This window comes from Streptococcus sp. CF8-6, from assembly GCF_024295845.1.
GTDB lineage: Bacteria > Bacillota > Bacilli > Lactobacillales > Streptococcaceae > Streptococcus > Streptococcus oralis_BO.
Genome location: NZ_JANCOF010000001.1, coordinates 136,919 through 158,719 on the forward strand (window position 1 = coordinate 136,919; position 21,801 = coordinate 158,719).

A 21,801-nucleotide genomic window follows, 5' to 3' on the forward strand; every position below is an offset into this window, starting at 1 on the left:
ATAGTGCTATGAAAAAATCACCCAGAAAAATCCGGGTGATAAATGTTATGGTTGTGCTGGTTGAGGATTCTGATTTTGGTTCTGGTTTTGTTGACCAGGCGTTGTATTTGGTTGCTGGTTATTGGTATTATTGTTTGCACTATTATTCGTGCTTGGAGTAGTTGTACTAGACTGTGAAGTTGAGCTTTCTGATGATGAGCTTGAACTTTCAGTTGATGGGGCTTGCTGTGGAGCAGGTGTAGTCCATGTAGAACGAGCACCATTTTTAAATACGAATTCCCCACTTCTGTAGAGACCCTCAGGCATAGTCCAGTCACCAGGATGATCATCTTCGGAGAGATAAGTCATCATTGAACGGTAGACCTTAGCTGCAACATAGAAGCCATCACCAACGATAGGAGTAAGACGATTTGAGTAACCTGTCCAAACTGCCATTGAATATTTACGAGTATAGCCAACGAACATTTCGTCCGGAGCTACATAACCCGTATTTTTAATGTAGTTTTCAATCTCATCATCTGTATAGTTTGACGTACCAGTTTTACCAGCTTGTGGTAGCCAAGGGAGGTAGGCTCCTCGACCAGTTCCGTATGCCAAGACGGTTTTCATCATATCTGTCATCATATAGGCTGTCGTTTCTTTCATAGCACGTGTACCAGAATCAGAGAATTCTTTTGAACTGCCATCACTAAAGACAATCTTGTTGATATACATAGGTTTACGGTAGATACCACCGTTAGCAAAAGAAGCGTAAGCAGCAGCCATTTTCTCGCTACTTGCTCCATACTTTTTGTCCGACTCAGTCGTGTTACTTGAAATCGCGTTGGCATAGTGCATATCTGGATAGTCAATACCGATTCCATTTAGGAAGGTCTTGGCTCTATCCAAACCGACTTTGTTCAAGGTTTCTACAGCTGTAACGTTTCGTGATTGTTGGAGCGCATATTGGATGGTGATATTTCCAAAATAACTTCTATCCCAGTTGTAAACAGGGGTATCTGTTCCAGGATAGTTATAAGGAACATCGTGTACAATCGAAGCAGTTGAATCGTAGATGTCATACTCCAAGGCAGGAGCATAGTCTGTGATTGGCTTCATGGTAGAACCCCAGTCACGGTTGGTTTCAACAGCTTGGTTGATTCCGAAGGAAACATTGCTTGATTGGTGACGAGAACCTAACTGAGCAATGACTTTCCCGTTTGTCACATCCACGATTGTTGAAGCTACTTGCATTTCATCATCTGGATAGTTGACATACTCGTCAGTATTGTAGATATCCCAGAGATGTTGTTGAACTTTAGGATCAACGTTGGTGTAGACATCCATACCAGTCGTTAAGAGGTTGTAGCCTGTTTCTTGTTCGACTTGATCGATTACCTCTTTGAGATAGTTGTCCATGTATGGAGGATAGCTATTAGCCGATTTTAGACTTTGAAGTCCATCTGTAATCGGAGTATTAATTGCTTTTTCATATTGCTCAGCTGTAATGTAACCTTGCCCCTTCATCTCAGAGAGGACGAGATTACGACGTTCTTGAGCAGCTTCTGGATGCGAGTATGGATCATACTGGTTTGGAGCCTGAGGCATACCGGCAAGGAGAGCCAGTTGAGGAATACTTAAATCTTTGAGATCCTTGCCATAGTAACTTTGGGCAGCTGTCTGCATTCCGTAGTTACCGTTTGACATGTAAACCTTGTTGATGTAGTAGGTCAAGATCTCTTGTTTAGTCGCTTTTTGTTCTAGCTGAACGGCGAGCCATGCCTCCTGAGCCTTACGAGAAAGGTTTTGGTCAGAAGTTGACGTAGAGAAGTAAGTTAATTTAATCAACTGCTGCGTCAAGGTTGAAGCTCCTTGCAGACCTCCCCCCCCACGAAGGTTTCGTAGGGTAGCACCTAGGATACGGATCGTGTCGATTCCTCGGTGATTAAAGAAGCGATGGTCCTCAATTGAAACAATAGCGTTGACCAAATCGGTCGGTATTTCGTTTGCTTGAGCATTGACCCGACGTTCCGATCCAAGATCAGCGATAAGCTCGTCATTGCTATCATAGATCTTACTTGACGTTGTAGCGACTAGTTTACTTTCAGAAAGTTCTGGAGCCTTGCTAACATAGTAGAGGAAGAGACCTCCACCAAGCATTACAGCTGCGATAAATACAGTTAAGAGACTGATACTGACATATTTAGCTATTCGCAGAAAAGTTTGTTTGTTCATCTTGTTTTACCACCTAGTAAATGTTCTTTGATAATGTCGAGGTAGGGAATTTGAGGAAAGGCACCAGGCTCAATCCGATATCCATTTTCTCGAATATATCCAAGTGGCATTGACTTCTGTCCCTTATCTTGATGATAGAAACGGATGAGGTCAATAGCCGGCAATAAGTAGGTTTCTTGCTGAGAAGAAAAGTGAAGAAGTACAAAGCAGATTCCTTGCTGGGCAAGGACTTGTTCCATATGCTGGATCTGATGGAGATGAAAATTCTTCATCGGAATCGCATGTTTTTGCCTGGTTTCCTTTGCTTCAAAGTCGATGTAGTATCCATCATAAACCCCTGAATAGTCAGTAGTTGAAGCTTGTCTAAAGTAGGCTTCAACAATCTTGGCACGACTTCGTTGGGGATAGTCGACACGTACGATTTGGATGGGAGTCGGTTTCTTGTGAATAACAGCTAACCCATGCGACAAATAGTAGTCGTTCGTAGCATTGATCATCTTTTCAAAAGACATTCCCCGATTTGCGAAATTTTTAGTTTGTGTCAGGGGTGCTTGCCTCTTTTGAGATGAAATTTTATGTGGATAGTTGACCATAATTCTCCTTATTGGTACAATAACATCACTCTATTATATCATAAATTTACAAAGAAAGGGTTAAAAATGACATCAGCCTTGATTTTAGGCTATTCAGCCTTCGACCTTGGTCTCTTTAATGACAAGGATATTCGCGTTGATATTATCAAAACAGCTATTCGGAGAGACTTGGAACGTCTAGCAGAGGATGGGGTGACCTGGCTTGTCTTTACAGGGACCTTGGGCTTTGAGTACTGGGCGCTTCAGGTGGCAAAAGACATGAAAGCAGACTATGGATTTCAACTGGCGACCATTTTTGATTTTGAAACCCATGGCAGTAATTGGAATGAAGCAAATCAAGCGAAATTGAGTGAGTTCAAGCAGGTTGATTTTGTCAAATACGCCTATCCACAATATGAGCACAAGGGACAATTACGCGATTATCAGAAATTTCTGCTGGAAAATACAGATACTTGTTACCTTTTTTACGACGAAGAAAACGAAACCAAGTTACGATATTTTTACCAAATGATGAAAAATCAAGCGGACTATGTTACAAGAAGATTAACATTTGAGGACTTGAATGAAATAGTAGAAAATTTTTCTGAAAAGTAAGCCTTTGACCTTGATTTTTACTTGTCTTTTTTTATATAATAATACTAGTAACCCAGAATGGAGAGAGACATGGCAAGTATTATATTTTCAGCGAAAGATATTTTTGAACAAGAATTTGGACGTGAAGTACGTGGATACAGCAAAGCAGAGGTCGATGAATTCCTAGACGATGTGATTAAGGACTATGAAACCTACGCAGCTTTGGTCAAATCCCTTCGTCAAGAGATTGCTGATTTGAAGGAAGAATTATCTCGTAAACCACAGGTGGCTCCAACTCAACCAGACTCTATTGAAGTAACAGCTTCTACTTCAATGACAAACTTTGATATTTTGAAACGCTTAAATCGTCTCGAAAAAGAAGTATTTGGTAAGCAAATCTTAGACAACCAAGATTTATAATTGACTAAGGAATGAGTGCAATTTTTGGATAATCGCGTGAAGAGGTTCTCTTTTCATGAGGAAAGTCCATGCTAGCACAGGCTGTGATGCCTGTAGTGTTTGTGCTAGGCGAATCCATAAGCCTAGGGACGAGAAATCGTTACGGCAGTCGAAATGGCTAAGTCTTCGGATAGGTCAGAATAGGCTTGAAAGTGCCACAGTGACGGAGTCTTTCTGGAAACAGAGAGAGTGGAACGCGGTAAACCCCTCAAGCTAGCAACCCAAATTTTGGTCGGGGCATGGAGTGCACGGAAACGAACGTAGTACTCTGACTGCTAGCAGATTTATGCTGTTAGCGGTAGACAGATGATTATCGAAGGAAGTGGTCCTAGTCACTTCTGGAACAAAACATGGCTTATAGAAAATTGCATATAGGTTGGGGCTGAGAAATCTTTCTCAACCTCATTTTTTAAAGTGAACAAGAGAAAGGTCTTGCAAGACTAGAAATGAAAGAACAATTTAATTTAATCGCAACTGCTGCGGCGGGTCTTGAGGCTGTCGTTGGACGAGAGGTGCGAGACCTGGGTTATGATTGCCAGGTTGAAAATGGGCGTGTCCGCTTCCAAGGAGATGTGAAGGCAATCATCGAGACCAATCTTTGGCTTCGAGCAGCGGATCGCATCAAGATTGTAGTCGGAAGCTTTCCAGCTAAGACCTTTGAAGAGCTCTTTCAAGGAGTTTTTGCTCTAGATTGGGAAAACTATCTCCCGCTAGGAGCACGTTTCCCGATATCAAAGGCAAAATGTGTGAAGTCTAAACTCCACAACGAACCCAGTGTTCAGGCTATTTCTAAGAAGGCTGTTGTAAAGAAATTACAAAAACACTATGCCCGTCCAGAAGGAGTTCCCTTGATGGAAACTGGTCCCGAGTTTAAGATTGAGGTATCTATCCTGAAAGATGTGGCAACGGTCATGATTGACACGACAGGCTCCAGTCTCTTTAAACGTGGTTATCGTACGGAAAAGGGTGGAGCGCCGATCAAGGAAAATATGGCAGCGGCCATTTTACAACTATCTAACTGGTATCCAGACAAGCCCTTAATTGATCCGACCTGTGGTTCAGGAACTTTCTGTATCGAGGCGGCTATGATTGCCAGAAAAATGGCTCCAGGCCTTCGCCGTTCCTTTGCTTTTGAGGGATGGAACTGGGTCAGTGATCGGATAATCCAGGAAGTTCGCACAGAGGCGGCTAAGAAAATGGATCGTGAACTTGAGCTGGACATCATGGGCTGTGATATAGATGCTCGCATGGTGGAAATTGCCAAGGCAAATGCTCAAGCAGCAGGTGTCGCAGGTGATATCACCTTTAAGCAAATGCGGGTACAGGACTTGCGCACAGACAAGATTAATGGCGTTATCATTTCCAATCCACCATATGGGGAACGCTTGTCTGATGATGCAGGAGTTACCAAGCTCTATGCTGAGATGGGACAGGTTTTTGCACCACTGAAAACGTGGAGTAAGTTTATCCTGACGAGTGACGAAGCTTTTGAAAGCAAGTACGGAAGTCCAGCTGATAAAAAGCGAAAACTCTATAATGGGACCTTAAAAGTGGATTTGTATCAATACTTTGGTCAGCGTGTCAAACGCCAAGAGGTAAAATAGAAAGGTGAACTCATGAGTAAGAAAAGACGTGATCGTCATAAAAAAGGACATCAAGAACCACAATTCGACTTTGACGAAGCAAAAGACTTGACTGTTGGTCAAGTCATTCGTAAGAATGAAGAGGTTGAAGCAGGAGTATTGCCTGAGGACAATATCTTAGACAAATACATCAAACAGCACCGTGAGGAAATCGAAGCTGACAAGTTTGAAACTCGTCAGTTTAAAAAAGAAGAGCTAGCTTCTACTCAAAACCTCGAGGAAATGATCCAAGAAGTTCGTGAATCAAGTGAACCTTCTGATCAGGTAGACGATTCAGACCTGGTTGCTGAGGGATCTATTGAAGAGGTAGATAATGAAGAGACTACTCAGTTTGTTCCACCACTTCAAGATGAAGAAAGTGCTGAAATAGAGCCTCTCGTTTTAACAGAAACAGAGCCCAAGCAAATAAATGAGGAACAAGAAGAGGAGGCCTATACACCTCTATCACGTTCGACTCAAACAGAACCTGAAACAGGATCTAAGAAGAAAGCTGTCATCATCATCATTGCTTCAGTGGTCGCTGCAATCCTTGTGCTTGCTGGAACATATTATGTCTACCGTCAAGTATCTCGTTCAAACCAAGAGATCCAGTCTTCTCAAGCAGCCTCTTCGGATGATCAAGGAACACCAACCGCTTTGAAGGACTTCAATGATCTCTATGATACTTTCTATACGGATGCTAATAAGACAGCTCTGAAAAACAGCCAGTTTGATAAATTGAGCCAACTGAAAACCTTGCTAGATAAGTTAGAAGGTAGCCGTGATTATACACTTGCTAAGTCAAAATACGATAGCCTAGCAACTCAAATCAAGGCCATTCAAGATGTCAACGCCCTCTTTGAAAGTCCAGCTATTACTGACGGTGTCTTGGATACCAATGCTAAATCCAAGGCGGATGCTAAGTTCACGGAAGTTAAAACGGGAAATACAGAGCTCGATAAACTGTTGGCTCAGGCGATTAGTCTTGGTAAGAGTCAACAAACCAGTGCTTCCAGCTCAAGTTCTAGCACGAGTCAAGCAAGCTCAAGTTCAGCTACAGAAAGCAATGCAAGCAGTACGACACCTTCAACAAGCACCACGACACCAGCTAGAGACACAAATGGTGGTTTGTCTGGCGATGGGGTTAATCTTCAAAGAAGTGCTAGTCGTGTACCCTACAACCAATCAGCTGTAGACGATAGCAATAACCCTGCTTGGACGTTTGCAGATGGTGTATTGGAACAAATCCTAGCAACCTCACGTGCTCGTGGCTATATAACTGGCAACCAATACATTCTCGAACGTGTCAATATTGTAAACGGAAACGGCTATTACAACCTCTACAAACCAGATGGAACCTACCTCTTCACCCTCAACTGTAAGACGGGTTACTTTGTAGGGAATGGTTTTGGTCATGCAGATGACTTGGACTATTAGGAGTCCGTTACAAAATTCTTTCCTTTCATAGGTAAAAATGATAAAATAAAACAAATTAAATAAGAGGAGTGTCACATGACAAAAGCTAACTTTGGTGTCGTTGGTATGGCCGTAATGGGTCGTAACCTTGCCCTAAATATCGAATCTCGTGGCTATACAGTTGCCATTTACAACCGTAGTAAAGAAAAAACAGAAGACGTAATTGCCTGCCATCCTGAAAAGAACTTTGTGCCAAGCTATGACGTTGAAAGTTTTGTAAACTCAATCGAAAAACCACGTCGTATCATGCTCATGGTTCAAGCTGGGCCTGGTACAGACGCTACTATTCAAGCCCTTCTTCCCCACCTTGACAAGGGTGATATCTTGATTGACGGAGGAAACACTTTCTACAAAGATACCATCCGTCGTAATGAAGAATTGGCAAACTCAGGTATCAACTTTATCGGTACTGGAGTTTCTGGTGGTGAAAAAGGTGCCCTTGAAGGTCCTTCTATCATGCCTGGTGGACAAAAAGAAGCCTACGAATTGGTTGCGGACGTTCTCGAAGAAATCTCAGCTAAAGCACCAGAAGATGGCAAACCATGTGTGACTTACATCGGTCCTGATGGAGCTGGTCACTATGTGAAAATGGTCCACAACGGTATTGAGTATGGTGACATGCAATTGATCGCAGAAAGCTACGACCTCATGCAACACTTGCTTGGCCTTTCTGCAGAAGACATGGCTGAAATCTTTACTGAGTGGAACAAGGGTGAGTTGGACAGCTACTTGATCGAAATCACAGCTGATATCTTGAGCCGTAAAGATGATGAAGGTCAAGATGGACCAATCGTAGACTACATCCTGGATGCTGCAGGAAACAAAGGAACGGGTAAATGGACTAGCCAATCAGCACTTGACCTTGGTGTGCCATTGTCACTGATCACTGAGTCAGTATTTGCCCGCTACATCTCTACATACAAAGAAGAGCGTGTACATGCTAGCAAGGTCCTTCCAAAACCAGCTGCCTTCAAATTTGAAGGTGACAAGGCTGAGTTGATCGAAAAGATCCGTCAAGCCCTTTACTTCTCAAAAATCATTTCATACGCACAAGGTTTTGCCCAATTGCGTGTGGCTTCTAAAGAAAATAACTGGAACTTGCCATTTGCGGACATCGCATCTATCTGGCGTGATGGCTGTATCATCCGTTCTCGTTTCTTGCAAAAGATTACAGATGCCTACAACCGCGATGCTGATCTTGCCAACCTTCTCTTGGATGAGTACTTCTTGGATGTTACTGCTAAGTACCAACAAGCAGTGCGTGATATCGTAGCTCTTGCTGTTCAAGCTGGTGTACCAGTGCCAACCTTCTCAGCAGCTATTACTTACTTTGATAGCTACCGTTCAGCAGACCTTCCTGCTAACTTAATCCAAGCACAACGTGACTACTTTGGTGCCCACACTTACCAACGTAAAGACAAAGAAGGAATCTTCCACTACTCTTGGTATGACGAAAAATAAGTAGGTCTGCCATGGGGAAACGGATTTTATTACTTGAGAAAGAACGAAATCTCGCTCATTTTCTCAGTCTGGAACTCCAAAAAGAGCAATACCGTGTTGATCTGGTCGAGGAGGGGCAAAAAGCCCTCTCCATGGCTCTCCAGACAGATTATGACTTGATTTTACTGAATGCTCGTCTGGGGGGTATGACGGTCCAAGATTTTGCAGACAAGCTGAGTCGGACAAAACCTGCCTCAGTGATCATGGTCTTGGACCATCGCGAAGAATTGCAAGACCAGATTGAGACAATCCAGCGCTTCGCCGTTTCTTACATCTATAAGCCAGTGATTATTGATCAGCTGGTGGCTCGTATTTCAGCGATTTTCCGAGGTCGGGACTTTATCGACCAACACTGTAGCCAGATGAAGGTCCCAACGTCTTACCGCAATTTACGTATGGATGTAGAACATCATACCGTTTATCGTGGCGAGGAGATGATTGCTCTGACGCGCCGTGAGTATGACCTTTTGGCCACTCTCATGGGAAGCAAGAAGGTCTTGACTCGTGAGCAGTTATTGGAAAGTGTTTGGAAGTACGAAAGTGCGACAGAAACCAATATTGTGGATGTTTATATCCGTTATCTACGTAGCAAGCTTGATGTAAAAGGTCAAAAAAGCTACATTAAAACCGTGCGTGGTGTCGGGTACACCATGCAAGAATAGAAAAGCAGTTGCAGTTGTGTAACTGCTTTTTTTGAGCAATTTCTATATATTGACATACAGTAGAGTCTTTGCTACAGTCAGTTATGGAGGAAAGATCGAATGAAAAAATTTAAAATAATGATGCAAGTTTTACTCGCAGTCTTTTTCTTTGCTTTGCTAGCGACAAGCACCGTCTTTGCGGATGATGCTGATTCGGAAGGCTGGCAATTTGTCCAAGAAAATGGTAGAACCTACTACAAGAAGGGAGAACTCAAAGAAACCTACTGGCGAGTGATTGATGGGAAGTACTATTATTTTGATCCTTTATCTGGAGAAATGGTTGTCGGCTGGCAATATATACCTGCTCCACACAAAGGGGTTACGATTGGTTCTTCTCTAAGGCAAGATGTTGCTTTTAGACCAGATTGGTTTTACTTTGGTCAAGATGGAGTATTACAAGAGTTTGTTGGCAAGCAAGTTTTAGAAGCAAAAACTGCTACAAATACCAACAAACATCATGGGGAACAATATGATAGTCCAGCAGAGAAACGAGTCTATTATTTTGAAGATCAGCGTAGCTATCATACCTTAAAAACTGGTTGGATTTCTGACGAAGGGCATTGGTATTATTTACAGGAGGATGGTAGCTTCGATGCTCGTATCGACAGCTTAACGGTTGGGGAGCCAGTACGTGGCTGGATCAATGATAACTCAACTTGGTACTATCTAGATCCAACAACTGCTAGAATGCAAACTGGTTGGAAACAACTTGGCAATAACTGGTACTATCTCCGTTCATCAGGAGCAATGGCCACTGGCTGGTATCAGGAAGGCTCAACTTGGTACTATTTAGACGATCCAAATGGCGATATGAAAACGGGCTGGCAATACCTTGGGAACAAGTGGTACTATCTCCGTTCATCAGGAGCTATGGCGACTGGCTGGTATCAGGAAGGTTCGACTTGGTATTATCTAAATGCAAGTAATGGCGATATGAAGACTGGTTGGTTCCAGGTTAATGGCAAATGGTACTACGCTTACAGCTCAGGTGCTTTGGCAGTGAATACGACCGTAGAAGGCTATTCAGTCAACTATAATGGCGAATGGGTCCAATAATGAAAGAGGCGATTGTGAAGGAAACAATCGCTTTTTTTGTGAAAATATAATAAAATAGATAGGAGAAAATACTACTGTATGAAATGAGACGGTCTTTCCGTCTGGTTAAAGGAAAACATGACAAAAAAAGTTGGTGTCGGTCAGGCACATAGTAAGATTATTTTAATAGGAGAGCATGCGGTCGTATACGGCTATCCTGCGATTTCCTTGCCTCTTTTAGAGGTGGAGGTGACTTGTAAGGTAGTTCCTACAGCGAGTCCTTGGCGTCTCTATGAGGAGGATACCTTGTCCATGGCAGTTTATGCTTCGCTGGAGTATTTGGATATCAAAGAAGCCTGCATTCGCTGTGAGATTGACTCGGCTATCCCTGAAAAACGAGGGATGGGTTCGTCAGCGGCTATCAGCATAGCAGCCATTCGAGCGGTTTTTGACTATTATCAAGCCGACCTGCCTCATGATGTATTGGAAATCCTGGTCAATCGGGCTGAGATGATTGCCCATATGAATCCAAGCGGTTTGGATGCCAAGACCTGTCTTAGTGACCAACCTATTCGCTTTATCAAGAACCTTGGTTTTACAGAACTTGAGATGAATCTATCTGCCTATTTGGTGATTGCTGATACGGGCGTGTATGGTCACACTCGTGAAGCTATCCAAGTCGTTCAAAGCAAGAGGAAGGATGCTCTGCCGTTTTTGCATGCCTTGGGAGAATTGACCCAGCAGGCAGAAGAGGCAATTAGACGAAAAGATGCTGAGGGACTGGGACAAATCCTCAGTCAAGCTCATTTACATTTAAAAGAAATTGGTGTCAGTAGCCCTGAGGCAGACTCCCTCGTTGAAGCGGCTCTGAGACATGGTGCTCTAGGTGCCAAGATGAGTGGTGGTGGACTTGGGGGCTGTATTATCGCCTTGGTAGCTAATCTGGACCAAGCGCAAGAACTAGCAAAACGATTAGAAGAGAAAGGAGCTGTTCAGACATGGATCGAAAGCCTGTAACAGTACGTTCCTACGCAAATATTGCCATTATCAAATACTGGGGAAAGAAAAAAGAAAAAGAGATGGTTCCTGCTACTAGTAGCATCTCTCTGACTTTGGAAAACATGTATACAGAGACGACTTTGTCGCCTTTACCGACGGATGCGACTGCTTATGCCTTTTATATCAATGGTCAGCTTCAGAGTGAGGCCGAGCATGCCAAGATGAGCAAAATCATTGACCGCTACCGTCCGGCTGGGGAAGGTTTTGTCCGTATTGATACTCAAAACAATATGCCTACCGCAGCGGGCTTATCATCCAGTTCTAGTGGTTTGTCCGCCTTGGTCAAGGCATGCAATGCTTATTTCCAGCTTGGTTTGAATCGGAGCCAGTTGGCGCAGGAGGCTAAGTTTGCCTCAGGTTCTTCCTCTCGCAGTTTTTATGGTCCGCTAGGTGCCTGGGACAAGGATAGTGGAGAGATTTACCCTGTAGATACAGACCTGAAACTAGCTATGATTATGTTGGTGCTAGAAGACAAGAAAAAACCAATCTCTAGCCGTGATGGGATGAAACTCTGTGTGGAAACCTCGACGACCTTTGATGACTGGGTGCGCCAGTCTGAGAAAGATTATCAAGATATGCTGGTTTATCTCAAAGAGAATAACTTTGCCAAGGTTGGGGAACTAACGGAGAAAAATGCCCTTGCTATGCATGCTACGACCAAAACAGCATCGCCAGCCTTTTCATATCTGACGGATGCGTCCTATGAAGCGATGGACTTTGTCCGCCAGCTTCGTGAGCAAGGAGAAGCCTGCTACTTTACTATGGATGCTGGTCCCAATGTCAAGGTCCTCTGTCAGGAGAAAGACTTGGAGCATTTATCAGAAATCTTCGGTCAACGTTACCGCTTGATTGTGTCAAAAACAAAGGATTTGAGTCAAGATGATTGCTGTTAAAACTTGCGGAAAACTATACTGGGCAGGTGAATATGCTATTTTAGAGCCAGGACAGTTAGCCTTGATAAAGGCCATCCCCATCTATATGAAGGCTGAGATTGCTTTTTCTGATAGCTACCGTATCTATTCAGACATGTTTGACTTTGCAGTGGACTTGACGCCAAATCCTGCCTATAGCTTGATTCAAGAAACGATTGCTCTAGTGGAAGATTTTCTTACTTACCATGGCAAGACCTTGCGACCTTTTTCCTTGGAAATACGTGGAAAAATGGAACGAGAAGGCAAAAAGTTTGGTCTGGGTTCTAGTGGTAGCGTCGTTGTCTTGGTGATCAAGGCCCTGCTGGTTCTATATGATATTACAGTTGATCCGAAACTCTTGTTCAAGCTGGCAAGCGCGGTCTTGCTCAAGCGAGGCGACAATGGTTCTATGGGAGATCTAGCCTGTATTGTGGCAGAGGATTTGGTTCTCTACCAGTCTTTTGATCGAAAGAAGATAGCTACGTGGTTGGAAGAAGAAAGCTTGGCGACAGTTTTGGAGCGTGATTGGGGCTTTTCTATCTCACAAGTGAAACCAACCTTAGAATGTGATTTCTTAGTGGGATGGACCAAGCAAGTAGCTGTGTCTAGTAACATGGTCCAGCAAATCAAGCAAAATATCAATCAGAATTTTTTAACTTCCTCAAAAGCAACGGTGTCTGCTTTGGTAGAAGCCTTGGAGTTGGGGAAAGCCGAAAAAGTTATCGAGCAAGTAGAAGTAGCCAGTCAACTTTTAGAAGGTTTGAGCCCAGATATTTACACGCCTTCGCTGAGACAGTTGAAAGAAGCCAGTCAAGATTTGCAGGCTGTTGCCAAGAGTAGTGGCGCTGGTGGTGGTGACTGTGGCATTGCCTTGAGTTTTGATGCGCAATCGACTGAAACCATAAAAAATCGCTGGGCCAATCTGGGGATTGAGCTCTTATACCAAGAAAGGATTGGACATGACGACAAATCGTAAGGACGAGCACATCCGCTATGCCCTTGAGCAAAAAAGTTACTATAACAGCTTTGATGAGGTAGAGTTGATTCATTCTTCCCTGCCTCTTTATGACCTGGCTGAGATTGATTTGTCTACAGAATTTGCAGGTCGAAAGTGGGACTTTCCTTTTTATATTAATGCCATGACAGGTGGAAGCGATAAGGGGAGAGAAATCAATCAAAAGCTGGCTCAGGTGGCAGAAGCCTGTGGGATTTTGTTTGTGACGGGATCATATAGCGCAGCCCTCAAAGATCCAACAGATGACTCTTTTTCTGTCAAGTCTAGCCATCCAAAGCTCCTCCTTGGAACCAATATTGGATTGGACAAGCCTGTTGAGTTAGGACTTCAGACTGTAGAAGCGATGAATCCTCTTCTCCTGCAAGTGCATGTTAATGTCATGCAGGAATTACTCATGCCCGAGGGAGAAAGAAAGTTTCGAACTTGGCAATCGCATCTAGCAGACTATAGCAACCAAATCCCCGTTCCAATCATTTTAAAGGAAGTGGGATTTGGGATGGATGTGAAGACCATCGAAAGAGCCTATGAACTTGGTGTTCGTACAGTGGACCTGTCAGGTCGTGGTGGCACCAGCTTTGCCTATATCGAAAACCGTCGCAGTGGCCAGCGTGATTACCTCAATCAATGGGGCCAGTCTACTATGCAAGCCCTTCTCAATGCCCAAGACTGGAAAGACAAGGTCGAACTTTTGGTTAGCGGAGGGGTTCGAAATCCTCTTGATATGATTAAGTGCCTGGTCTTTGGAGCTAAGGCTGTAGGACTGTCGCGTATCGTTCTAGAGTTGATTGAAACCTACTCCGTCGAAGAGGTGATTGGCATTGTCCAAGGCTGGAAAGAAGATCTGCGCTTGATCATGTGTGCCCTTAATTGTGCAACCATAGCAGATCTGCAAAACGTAGACTATATTCTTTACGGTAAACTAAAAGAAGCAAAAGATCAGATGTAGAGAGGTCGGGACAAGAATCCCGCCCTTTTTTGTAGCCTTTTGCCAACTGTGGTGAGTTGATGAAACCTAGCTTGTAGGAGTGATTTCTGTCCAATCTCCTTTTTCCATCCTCAGACCGAGGTGACTTTTCTGAATTGTGATAAAATAGAAGGGAGAGGATGCATCTATGAAAAAATTTCAAATCTTTTTATTTATTGAAGCCTGTCTATTGACGGGAGCTCTGATTTTGATGGTATCAGAGCATTTTTCGCGTTTTCTGCTGATTCTATTCCTCTTTTTGCTCTTGCTCCGCTATTATACAGGTAAAGAGGACAACAATGTGTTCCTCCTTGTGGCGACTATTCTTTTCTTTTTCATCGTCATGCTCAATCCCTTTGTGATTTTAGCTATCTTTGTGGCAGTTATCTATAGTCTCTTTCTTCTCTATCCAATGATGAATCAAGAAAGAGAGGATACGGATTTGGTCTTTGAAGAGGTGGTAACAGTTAAAAATGAACACAATCCTTGGTTTGGCAATCTCCATCATTTCTCTAGTCACCAGACCTGCCAATTTGACGATATCAACCTCTTTCGCCTCATGGGCAAGGACACCATTCATCTAGAAAGAGTTATCCTAACCAATCATGACAATGTCATTATCCTTAGAAAGATGGTCGGAACGACTAGGATTATCGTACCTGTAGATGTGGAAATCAGCCTCAGTGTCAACTGCCTCTATGGAGATCTTACCTTCCTTCATCAACCTAAGAAATCCCTTCGCAATGAACACTATCATCAGGAGACCAGAGACTATCTCAAGAGTAACAAGAGCGTCAAAATTTTCCTAACTACTATGGTTGGCGATGTGGAGGTGGTCAGAGGATGAAAAAGCAATCCTATCTGATAATCGGCCTGACTTCTCTCCTTTTTATCCTCTTTTTAACCAATAGTCTGCTTGATATTTTAAATCTTGATTGGTCCTATTTGCTACAGGATATCGAGAAAACAGAGAAACTCATCTTCTTGATCTTGGTCTTTAGCCTTTCCATGACCTTCTTTTTTGTCCTCTTTTGGCGTGTGATAGAAGAAGTCTCTCGCAGAAAAATGCAGGTTAATCTCAAGCGACTACTAGCAGGAAAAGAGGTAGTTTCCTTTGCAGATCCAGACTTGGATGCCAGCTTCAAGTCCTTGTCTGGCAAGCTCAATCTCTTGACTGAGGCTGTTCAAAAGGTTGAAAATCAAGGCCTCGTCAAGGAAGAAGAAATCATAGAGAAAGAACGGAAGCGAATAGCACGTGACTTGCACGATACAGTTAGTCAGGAGTTATTTGCGGCTCACATGATTTTATCAGGTGTCAGTCAGCAGGCTTTGAAGCTGGATAGAGAAAAGATGCAGACCCAGTTGCAAAGTGTCGCGGCCATCCTAGAGACAGCCCAGAAAGATCTGCGGGTCTTGCTACTACATTTGCGACCTGTAGAGTTGGAAGAAAAGAGTTTGGTTGAGGGGATTCAAATCCTCTTAAAAGAGCTTGAGGACAAGAGCGATCTCAAGGTCAGTCTCAAGCAAAACGTGTCTAAATTGCCTAAGAAAATCGAAGAACATATCTTTCGCATTTTGCAGGAGTTGATCAGCAATACCCTTCGCCATGCTCAGGCCTCTTGTCTAGATGTCTACCTCTATCAGACGGATGTTGAATTGCAGCTGAAGGTGGTGGACAATGGGATTGGTTTCCAGTTAGGGAGTTTAGATGACTTGAGTTATGGGCTGCGAAATATTAAGGAGCGGGTCGAGGATATGGCAGGGACTGTTCAACTCTTGACAGCACCTAAGCAAGGACTGGCAGTTGATATCCGTATTCCCCTGCTAGACAAGGAATCATAAAGGAGTAGAGATGAAAATTTTACTGGTAGACGACCATGAAATGGTTCGATTGGGCTTGAAAAGCTATTTTGATCTCCAAGACGATGTGGAAGTTGTGGGCGAGGCTGCCAATGGGGCTCAAGGTATTGACTTGGCCTTGGAACTGCGCCCAGATGTCATTGTCATGGATATTGTCATGCCTGAGATGAATGGGATTGATGCTACCTTGGCCATCCTCAAAGAATGGCCTGAAGCCAAAATCTTGATTGTGACCTCTTACTTGGACAATGAAAAAATCATGCCAGTCTTGAATGCTGGTGCCAAAGGCTATATGCTTAAGACTTCAAGTGCAGATGAATTGCTCCATGCTGTCCGTAAGGTGGCTGCTGGCGAGCTGGCCATTGAACAAGAGGTCAGCAAGAAAGTCGAATACCACCGTAATCATATGGAGCTTCATGAGGAGCTGACTGCGCGTGAACGAGACGTACTTCAACTCATCGCCAAGGGCTACGAAAATCAGCGGATTGCAGATGAACTCTTTATCTCTCTCAAGACGGTCAAGACCCATGTGTCCAACATCCTAGCCAAACTTGAGGTCAGTGATCGGACTCAGGCAGCGGTCTATGCCTTCCAGCACCACTTGGTCGGGCAGGAGGAATTTTAGATGAGTCTTGCAGATTTACTTGAGGAGCTAGAAGCAGCAAAAAATCCGAAAAAAGCAGGCCCCATGGAAGCCTATATGCGCCATCAATTTCCCTTTCTAGGCATTGCAGGTCCTGAAAGAAATGCTCTCTATAAAAAGTACTTTCCAAGCGCGAAAAAAACAAGAGTTATTGACTGGGATTTTGTAGATATCTGCTGGGAAAAGGAGCCTAGAGAATACCAATATGTAGCTGCCAACTATTTGAAAGCTATGCAATCTTATCTAGCGAAGGATGATTTGCCTAAGCTTGAGTACCTGGTCGTGACCAAGTCTTGGTGGGACACGGTAGATATCCTAGACCGAGTAGTAGGAAGTTTGGTAGCCGACCATCCGGAACTTGAAGAAGTGCTTTTAAAATGGAGCCTCTCAGACAATATCTGGCTGAGACGAGTCGCTATTGACCACCAGTTGTTAAGAAAAGAGAAAACGAATGTCCAACTGATGGAAAAGATCCTGCTCAACAATCTGGACCAGACAGAATTTTTCATCAACAAAGCCATCGGCTGGACTCTAAGAGACTACTCTAAAACCAATCCCGAATGGGTAGCACGTTTTATTGAAAAAAATAAGAAAAGAATGGCTGAACTTAGTATCAAGGAAGCGAGCAAGTACCTCTAGCACTATTGAAAAGCGCATTCATTACTTGAAAAAAGTCGCTATTATATGGTATAATGGAATGTATTAAAAATTTTAAGGAGAAATGACAGAATGTCTGTATCATTTGAAAACAAAGAAACAAACCGTGGTGTCTTGACTTTCACAATCTCTCAAGACCAAATCAAACCAGAATTGGACCGTGTATTTAACTCAGTAAAGAAAACTCTTAACGTTCCTGGTTTCCGTAAAGGTCACCTTCCACGCCCTATCTTCGACCAAAAATTTGGTGAAGAAGCTCTTTATCAAGATGCAATGAACGCACTTTTGCCAAACGCTTATGAAGCAGCTGTAAAAGAAGCTGGTCTTGAAGTAGTTGCACAACCAAAAATTGACGTGACTTCAATGGAAAAAGGTCAAGACTGGGTTATCACTGCTGAAGTCGTGACAAAACCTGAAGTTAAATTGGGTGACTACAAAAACCTTGAAGTATCAGTAGATGTAGAAAAAGAAGTAACAGACGCTGACGTTGAAGAGCGTATCGAACGCGAACGCAACAACTTGGCTGAATTGGTTATCAAAGAAGGTGCTGCTGAAAATGGCGACACTGTTGTCATCGACTTCGTTGGTTCTATCGACGGTGTTGAATTTGACGGTGGAAAAGGTGAAAACTTCTCACTTGGACTTGGATCAGGTCAATTCATCCCTGGTTTTGAAGACCAATTGGTTGGACACTCAGCTGGCGAAACTGTTGATGTTATCGTAACATTCCCAGAAGACTACCAAGCAGAAGATCTTGCAGGTAAAGAAGCTAAATTCGTGACAACTATTCACGAAGTAAAAGCTAAAGAAGTTCCAGCTCTTGACGATGAACTTGCAAAAGATATCGACGAAGAAGTGGAAACTCTTGACGAATTGAAAGAAAAATACCGCAAAGAATTGACTGCTGCGAAAGAAGAAGCTTACAAAGATGCCGTTGAAGGTGCAGCAATCGATAAAGCTGTAGAAAACGCTGAAATCGTAGAACTTCCAGAAGAAATGATCCACGAAGAAGTTCACCGCTCAGTAAATGAGTTCCTTGGAAACTTGCAACGTCAAGGTATCAACCCTGACATGTACTTCCAAATCACTGGAACTACTCAAGAAGACCTTCACAAACAATACGAAGCAGAAGCTGAGTCACGTACGAAGACTAACCTTGTTATCGAAGCAGTTGCGAAAGCTGAAGGATTTGACGCTTCAGAAGAAGAAATCCAAAAAGAAATCGAGCAATTGGCAGCAGACTACAACATGGAAGTTGCACAAGTACAAAACTTGCTTTCAGCTGACATGTTGAAACACGATATCACTATTAAAAAAGCTGTTGAATTGATCACAAGCACAGCAACAGTAAAATAATTTTAAAAGAGAAAAAGCCCACCTGTCTAGGTGGGTTTTCTGTTGCACTATTTTCCAAAAATCTCTTTTAAGTCTGCATCTGTAATCCCGATCATGGCTGGGATGCTAGACCAGTTTTCCTCGGTGAGGATGTAGGAGTGTTCAGAGTCACTTGCTGTGGCAGTTTCAGAGAAGGCTTGTTTACTTTCTTCAATATTATTTTCAATTAAATCACTGAAGCGTTCAATCAGATAGGTCTTGCGAGCAGTCCCGATATGCTTGACTGCATAGTCAAAGGCCTGTAACTCGCCAAGAAGGATGAGCTTGCTCTTGGCCCGTGTAATGGCTGTGTAGATGAGATTTCGCTCTAGCATGCGCTTGCTAGCACTGGTGATGGGCAGGATGACAACGGGAAACTCACTTCCCTGAGACTTATGGATGCTCATGGCATAGGCTAGTCGAATCTTGTACCATTCGTTACGTGGGTAGATGACTTCATTTCCATCAAAATCAATGACAATCTCGTCTTGTTTGGACTCGGTGTATTTTCCAGGAATCAGGTCTGTGATGTAGCCTAGGTCTCCGTTAAAGACATTGACTTCGGCATCGTTGACTAGGTGAATAACCTTGTCCCCTGTTCGATAGTGACACTGAGTTGCTTCAAAGCTAACTTGCCCCTTTTGCTGAGGATTGAGCAGTTCTTGCATGAGTTGGTTGATGGCGTCAATACCAGCAGTTCCTCGATACATAGGCGCTAGCACCTGAATATCGCGCGCCGGAATGCCACTTCTGAGGGCAGCACCGAGGATTTTCTCAATGGTAGCTGGGATATGGCCGCTAGCGATTTCAAAGTAGGAACGGTCAGCTTTTTTCTGGGTAAAGTCGGCTGGCAAGATGCCTTGTCGAATCTGACTCGCCAAGGTAACGATAGTTGATTCTTCGCTCTGACGGTAAATCCGTTCCAAACGCGTCTGCGGAATCAGGGGTATCTGGAGCAGGTCAGCAAGGACTTGTCCGGGACTAACAGAAGGCAACTGGTCACTGTCTCCCACGATGAGGATTTTACTGTTAGAAGAGATGTTGGAGAAGAGTTGGTTGGCTAACCAAGTGTCCACCATAGAAAACTCATCCACGATGATGAAGTCGGCATCCAGATAATCTTCTAGATGACTGGTATCATCGTCTCCCGTCATCCCCAAATGGCGATGTATGGTCGCGCTAGGCAAACCTGTCAATTCATTCATGCGCCGAGTGGCTCGACCAGTTGGAGCTGCTAGAAGGATAGGCAGACTACTTTTCTTCCTGAGATCAAGCCCTTCTAAGAGGGCATAAACAGCGATAATCCCATTGATAACAGTCGTTTTACCAGTACCAGGTCCACCTGTTAGGATAAAGACCTTGTTCTGGATAGCGTCACAGATAGCCTGCTTTTGAATGTCATCGTACTGGATACCTAATTCTTGCTCGACAGTAGCGATATGCTTTTGAATGGTTTCCAAATCCTGATTTTTCTGCTCTTCTTTTTCAAGGATACGAACCAAGTGACTGCGAATGCCTTCTTCAGCGAAAAAGAGGCTGTTATCAAAGATTTTAGTATCCACCTGTTGAACCTTATCTTCTTCGATCAGATGAGATAATTCCTGAGCTACTTGGCTGGGGTCCAGTTCCACAGGACGGGAAGACTCGAGGAGAGTCAGGGTTTGTTCCAGCAAATCTCGGGCTTCCATATAGGTATCGCCCCTATCCATACATCCCTGAAAAAGACTATGAACAAGGCCAGCACGGAAGCGTTCAGGAGCTTGACTTTCGATGCCTAGTTCTGCAGCCAATTGGTCAGCAATGGTAAATCCCAAGCCCTTGATATCCTCAACTAGTTGGTAGGGATAGTTTTCGACAACATCAAGGGTTTCTTCCTTGTAAAAGTCTTGAATCTGAAAGGCCAGTTTATTGGGAATGCCGTAGTTAGCTAGTTTAGCTAAGACCATCTCGGTTCCGTAGTTAAGACGAAGAGTGGAAACAAAAGCCTCACGGTTTTTGGCAGAGAGTCCTGAGATGCCTTCTAGCTTTTCAGGATGTTCCAGAATTTCATCAATGGTATTGTCACCATAGCTATCAACGATTTTTTGGGCCGTTTTGAGACCAATTCCTTTGAAATGGCTGCTGGAAAAGTACTTGACGAGGCCCTTGCTAGTTGGTTTTGCGCGTTCATAACGGCTGATCTGAAGCTGTTCCCCATACTTGGAGTGCTGAACGATTTGCCCCCAAAAAGTGTAGTCTTCCCCTTCAATCACGTCCGCCATGGTTCCTGTAACGATGATTTCAAAATCGTCAAAGTCCTCTGCGTCCGTATCTTCAATATCTAGGAGGAGAATGCGATAAAAATTACTGGGATTTTCAAAAATAATCCGTTCAATGGTGCCTGAAAAATAAACTTCCATAGGTTTCCTTTACATGAGTTCGTGAGAGTTGTACCCTTAGCTTCTTTCAACAAGCTAGGAGACTAAAAGGTCTTCTTCTCGCAATAGAAAAAGAGGCTAAGACTTAGCATTCTCGGCCTCTTCCTTATCTTAAAAAGTTCCGATACGGTTAAGTGGCCAGAAACGGAATTTTGCTTCACCTTTTATATCGCTTGCCTTGAAGGTACCGACATGGCGGCTGTCGCTAGAGACTAGACGATCGTCACCAAGGAGAAGGTATTCGCCTTGAGGGACAGTAAAGCTGAAGCTGGTATTGGAATTGACATCAACTGTAAAAGCCTGTGCCTTTTGAGCAAGTTCTCTAAAGTAAACTCCCTTATTGCCTTCAAATCCTTTGCCAGTATAGGTGTTTTGTAACTTTTCTGTTTTGAACAAGTTGAGATATTCAGCTAGGTAAGGTTCATTCGTTTCTTCACCGTTGATAAAGAGTTTGTCATTTTCGTAGCGGATGGTATCACCAGGCATGCCGATAACCCTTTTGACAATGTCTTTATTTCCGTCTTCCTCGTGCGCAACCACGATGTCGAAGCGGTCAATTGGGAGGTGTTTGACAACGAAGAGAACTTCTCCGTCGGCTAGGGTAGGGTCCATAGAGTGTCCTTCCACACGAACATTGCTCCAAAGAAAGATACGGCTAAGACCGACCAGTGCGATAATCAGGAAGAAAACTCCCCATTCTTTTAGAAATGTTTTAAACGAATTCATGA

At 43.5% G+C, this 21,801-nt stretch carries 20 protein-coding genes and 1 other RNA gene; 17 read left to right on the forward strand and 4 right to left on the reverse strand.

All coding sequences use genetic code 11. The features are described from left to right. Positions 1-45: 45 nt before the first annotated feature. Together pbp1a and recU are read right to left on the reverse strand one after the other, a co-directional pair. Entirely contained in the window at positions 46-2,214 is a 2,169-nt protein-coding gene (gene pbp1a, locus NML69_RS00620; protein WP_198460118.1) for a penicillin-binding protein PBP1A, read from the reverse strand. Continuing rightward, a complete protein-coding gene (gene recU, locus NML69_RS00625) occupies positions 2,211-2,807 on the reverse strand; it encodes a Holliday junction resolvase RecU (protein ID WP_198460117.1) in 597 nt (198 codons plus the stop codon). Before recU ends, pbp1a begins: the two co-directional genes overlap by 4 nt. A 66-nt stretch (positions 2,808-2,873) precedes the next feature. Between recU and NML69_RS00630 the strand changes: the two genes are divergently transcribed. The 17 genes from NML69_RS00630 to tig all read left to right on the forward strand — a co-directional run bounded on the left by NML69_RS00630 (position 2,874) and on the right by tig (position 18,638). Then, complete coding sequence (locus NML69_RS00630) at positions 2,874-3,401, forward strand: DUF1273 domain-containing protein (RefSeq protein ID WP_000199581.1); 528 nt, start codon at positions 2,874-2,876, stop codon at positions 3,399-3,401. 69 nt (positions 3,402-3,470) lie between these two features. Then, positions 3,471-3,800, forward strand: a complete 330-nt coding sequence (gpsB, locus tag NML69_RS00635; RefSeq protein ID WP_007518509.1) for a cell division regulator GpsB — start codon at positions 3,471-3,473, stop codon at positions 3,798-3,800. 20 nt (positions 3,801-3,820) lie between these two features. Further along, an RNA gene (gene rnpB / locus NML69_RS00640) (RNase P RNA component class B) lies at positions 3,821-4,202 on the forward strand. Between the two features lie 83 nt (positions 4,203-4,285). Further along, a complete protein-coding gene (locus NML69_RS00645) occupies positions 4,286-5,443 on the forward strand; it encodes a class I SAM-dependent RNA methyltransferase (RefSeq protein WP_198460116.1) in 1,158 nt (385 codons plus the stop codon). A 12-nt stretch (positions 5,444-5,455) separates the two neighbouring features. After that, positions 5,456-6,898 carry a cell division site-positioning protein MapZ family protein gene (locus tag NML69_RS00650; protein WP_254725003.1) on the forward strand — a complete coding sequence of 481 codons (1,443 nt, stop codon included), beginning with the start codon at positions 5,456-5,458 and terminating at the stop codon, positions 6,896-6,898. 75 nt (positions 6,899-6,973) lie between these two features. Beyond that, positions 6,974-8,398, forward strand: a complete 1,425-nt coding sequence (gndA, locus tag NML69_RS00655; protein ID WP_007518502.1) for an NADP-dependent phosphogluconate dehydrogenase — start codon at positions 6,974-6,976, stop codon at positions 8,396-8,398. 11 nt (positions 8,399-8,409) lie between these two features. Continuing rightward, entirely contained in the window at positions 8,410-9,099 is a 690-nt protein-coding gene (locus tag NML69_RS00660) for a response regulator transcription factor (RefSeq protein ID WP_254725004.1), read from the forward strand. A gap of 99 nt (positions 9,100-9,198) precedes the next feature. After that, entirely contained in the window at positions 9,199-10,194 is a 996-nt protein-coding gene (cbpF, locus tag NML69_RS00665) for a choline-binding protein CbpF (RefSeq protein WP_254725005.1), read from the forward strand. Positions 10,195-10,311: 117 nt separating this feature from the next. Then, positions 10,312-11,190 (forward strand): mevalonate kinase, encoded by an 879-nt coding sequence (gene mvk / locus NML69_RS00670; RefSeq protein ID WP_254725006.1) that lies wholly within the window; start codon positions 10,312-10,314, stop codon positions 11,188-11,190. Further along, entirely contained in the window at positions 11,172-12,125 is a 954-nt protein-coding gene (gene mvaD, locus NML69_RS00675; RefSeq protein WP_254725007.1) for a diphosphomevalonate decarboxylase, read from the forward strand. Before mvk ends, mvaD begins: the two co-directional genes overlap by 19 nt. Beyond that, positions 12,112-13,119, forward strand: coding sequence for a phosphomevalonate kinase (locus NML69_RS00680; protein ID WP_254725008.1), 1,008 nt, complete (start codon positions 12,112-12,114; stop codon positions 13,117-13,119). The genes mvaD and NML69_RS00680 overlap by 14 nt, the downstream gene beginning before the upstream one ends. Further along, positions 13,103-14,104 (forward strand): type 2 isopentenyl-diphosphate Delta-isomerase, encoded by a 1,002-nt coding sequence (gene fni, locus NML69_RS00685; RefSeq protein ID WP_198460108.1) that lies wholly within the window; start codon positions 13,103-13,105, stop codon positions 14,102-14,104. Before NML69_RS00680 ends, fni begins: the two co-directional genes overlap by 17 nt. Before the next feature lie 166 nt (positions 14,105-14,270). Beyond that, positions 14,271-14,969 carry a cell wall-active antibiotics response protein LiaF gene (gene liaF, locus NML69_RS00690; protein ID WP_198460107.1) on the forward strand — a complete coding sequence of 233 codons (699 nt, stop codon included), beginning with the start codon at positions 14,271-14,273 and terminating at the stop codon, positions 14,967-14,969. Next, positions 14,966-15,964 carry a sensor histidine kinase gene (locus NML69_RS00695; protein ID WP_198460106.1) on the forward strand — a complete coding sequence of 333 codons (999 nt, stop codon included), beginning with the start codon at positions 14,966-14,968 and terminating at the stop codon, positions 15,962-15,964. Before liaF ends, NML69_RS00695 begins: the two co-directional genes overlap by 4 nt. Before the next feature lie 10 nt (positions 15,965-15,974). Then, positions 15,975-16,607 (forward strand): response regulator transcription factor, encoded by a 633-nt coding sequence (locus NML69_RS00700; RefSeq protein WP_198460105.1) that lies wholly within the window; start codon positions 15,975-15,977, stop codon positions 16,605-16,607. Beyond that, positions 16,608-17,264 (forward strand): DNA alkylation repair protein, encoded by a 657-nt coding sequence (locus tag NML69_RS00705; RefSeq protein WP_198460104.1) that lies wholly within the window; start codon positions 16,608-16,610, stop codon positions 17,262-17,264. Positions 17,265-17,354: 90 nt separating this feature from the next. Next, positions 17,355-18,638, forward strand: coding sequence for a trigger factor (gene tig / locus NML69_RS00710; RefSeq protein WP_000116504.1), 1,284 nt, complete (start codon positions 17,355-17,357; stop codon positions 18,636-18,638). A 47-nt stretch (positions 18,639-18,685) separates the two neighbouring features. Here tig and NML69_RS00715 read toward each other — a convergent pair whose 3' ends face one another. Both NML69_RS00715 and lepB read right to left on the reverse strand, forming a co-directional pair. Then, complete coding sequence (locus NML69_RS00715) at positions 18,686-21,055, reverse strand: ATP-dependent RecD-like DNA helicase (RefSeq protein ID WP_254725009.1); 2,370 nt, start codon at positions 21,053-21,055, stop codon at positions 18,686-18,688. Positions 21,056-21,184: 129 nt separating this feature from the next. Further along, positions 21,185-21,799 carry a signal peptidase I gene (lepB, locus tag NML69_RS00720; RefSeq protein WP_001083992.1) on the reverse strand — a complete coding sequence of 205 codons (615 nt, stop codon included), beginning with the start codon at positions 21,797-21,799 and terminating at the stop codon, positions 21,185-21,187. Between the last annotated feature and the right edge of the window lie 2 nt (positions 21,800-21,801).

Excerpts from the sequence above, each read along its gene's own strand:
- NML69_RS00680 (WP_254725008.1), top strand. The coding sequence starts at position 12,112 with ATGATTGCTGTTAAAACTTGCGGAAAACTATACTGGGCAGGTGAATAT.
- cbpF (WP_254725005.1), top strand. The coding sequence starts at position 9,199 with ATGAAAAAATTTAAAATAATGATGCAAGTTTTACTCGCAGTCTTTTTC.
- NML69_RS00645 (WP_198460116.1), top strand. The coding sequence starts at position 4,286 with ATGAAAGAACAATTTAATTTAATCGCAACTGCTGCGGCGGGTCTTGAG.
- liaF (WP_198460107.1), top strand. The coding sequence starts at position 14,271 with ATGAAAAAATTTCAAATCTTTTTATTTATTGAAGCCTGTCTATTGACG.
- NML69_RS00705 (WP_198460104.1), top strand. The coding sequence starts at position 16,608 with ATGAGTCTTGCAGATTTACTTGAGGAGCTAGAAGCAGCAAAAAATCCG.
- mvaD (WP_254725007.1), top strand. The coding sequence starts at position 11,172 with ATGGATCGAAAGCCTGTAACAGTACGTTCCTACGCAAATATTGCCATT.
- NML69_RS00650 (WP_254725003.1), top strand. The coding sequence starts at position 5,456 with ATGAGTAAGAAAAGACGTGATCGTCATAAAAAAGGACATCAAGAACCA.
- pbp1a (WP_198460118.1), bottom strand. The coding sequence starts at position 2,214 with ATGAACAAACAAACTTTTCTGCGAATAGCTAAATATGTCAGTATCAGT.
- recU (WP_198460117.1), bottom strand. The coding sequence starts at position 2,807 with ATGGTCAACTATCCACATAAAATTTCATCTCAAAAGAGGCAAGCACCC.
- gndA (WP_007518502.1), top strand. The coding sequence starts at position 6,974 with ATGACAAAAGCTAACTTTGGTGTCGTTGGTATGGCCGTAATGGGTCGT.
- lepB (WP_001083992.1), bottom strand. The coding sequence starts at position 21,799 with ATGAATTCGTTTAAAACATTTCTAAAAGAATGGGGAGTTTTCTTCCTG.
- NML69_RS00695 (WP_198460106.1), top strand. The coding sequence starts at position 14,966 with ATGAAAAAGCAATCCTATCTGATAATCGGCCTGACTTCTCTCCTTTTT.
- gpsB (WP_007518509.1), top strand. The coding sequence starts at position 3,471 with ATGGCAAGTATTATATTTTCAGCGAAAGATATTTTTGAACAAGAATTT.
- NML69_RS00700 (WP_198460105.1), top strand. The coding sequence starts at position 15,975 with ATGAAAATTTTACTGGTAGACGACCATGAAATGGTTCGATTGGGCTTG.
- fni (WP_198460108.1), top strand. The coding sequence starts at position 13,103 with ATGACGACAAATCGTAAGGACGAGCACATCCGCTATGCCCTTGAGCAA.
- NML69_RS00630 (WP_000199581.1), top strand. The coding sequence starts at position 2,874 with ATGACATCAGCCTTGATTTTAGGCTATTCAGCCTTCGACCTTGGTCTC.
- tig (WP_000116504.1), top strand. The coding sequence starts at position 17,355 with ATGTCTGTATCATTTGAAAACAAAGAAACAAACCGTGGTGTCTTGACT.
- NML69_RS00715 (WP_254725009.1), bottom strand. The coding sequence starts at position 21,055 with ATGGAAGTTTATTTTTCAGGCACCATTGAACGGATTATTTTTGAAAAT.
- NML69_RS00660 (WP_254725004.1), top strand. The coding sequence starts at position 8,410 with ATGGGGAAACGGATTTTATTACTTGAGAAAGAACGAAATCTCGCTCAT.
- mvk (WP_254725006.1), top strand. The coding sequence starts at position 10,312 with ATGACAAAAAAAGTTGGTGTCGGTCAGGCACATAGTAAGATTATTTTA.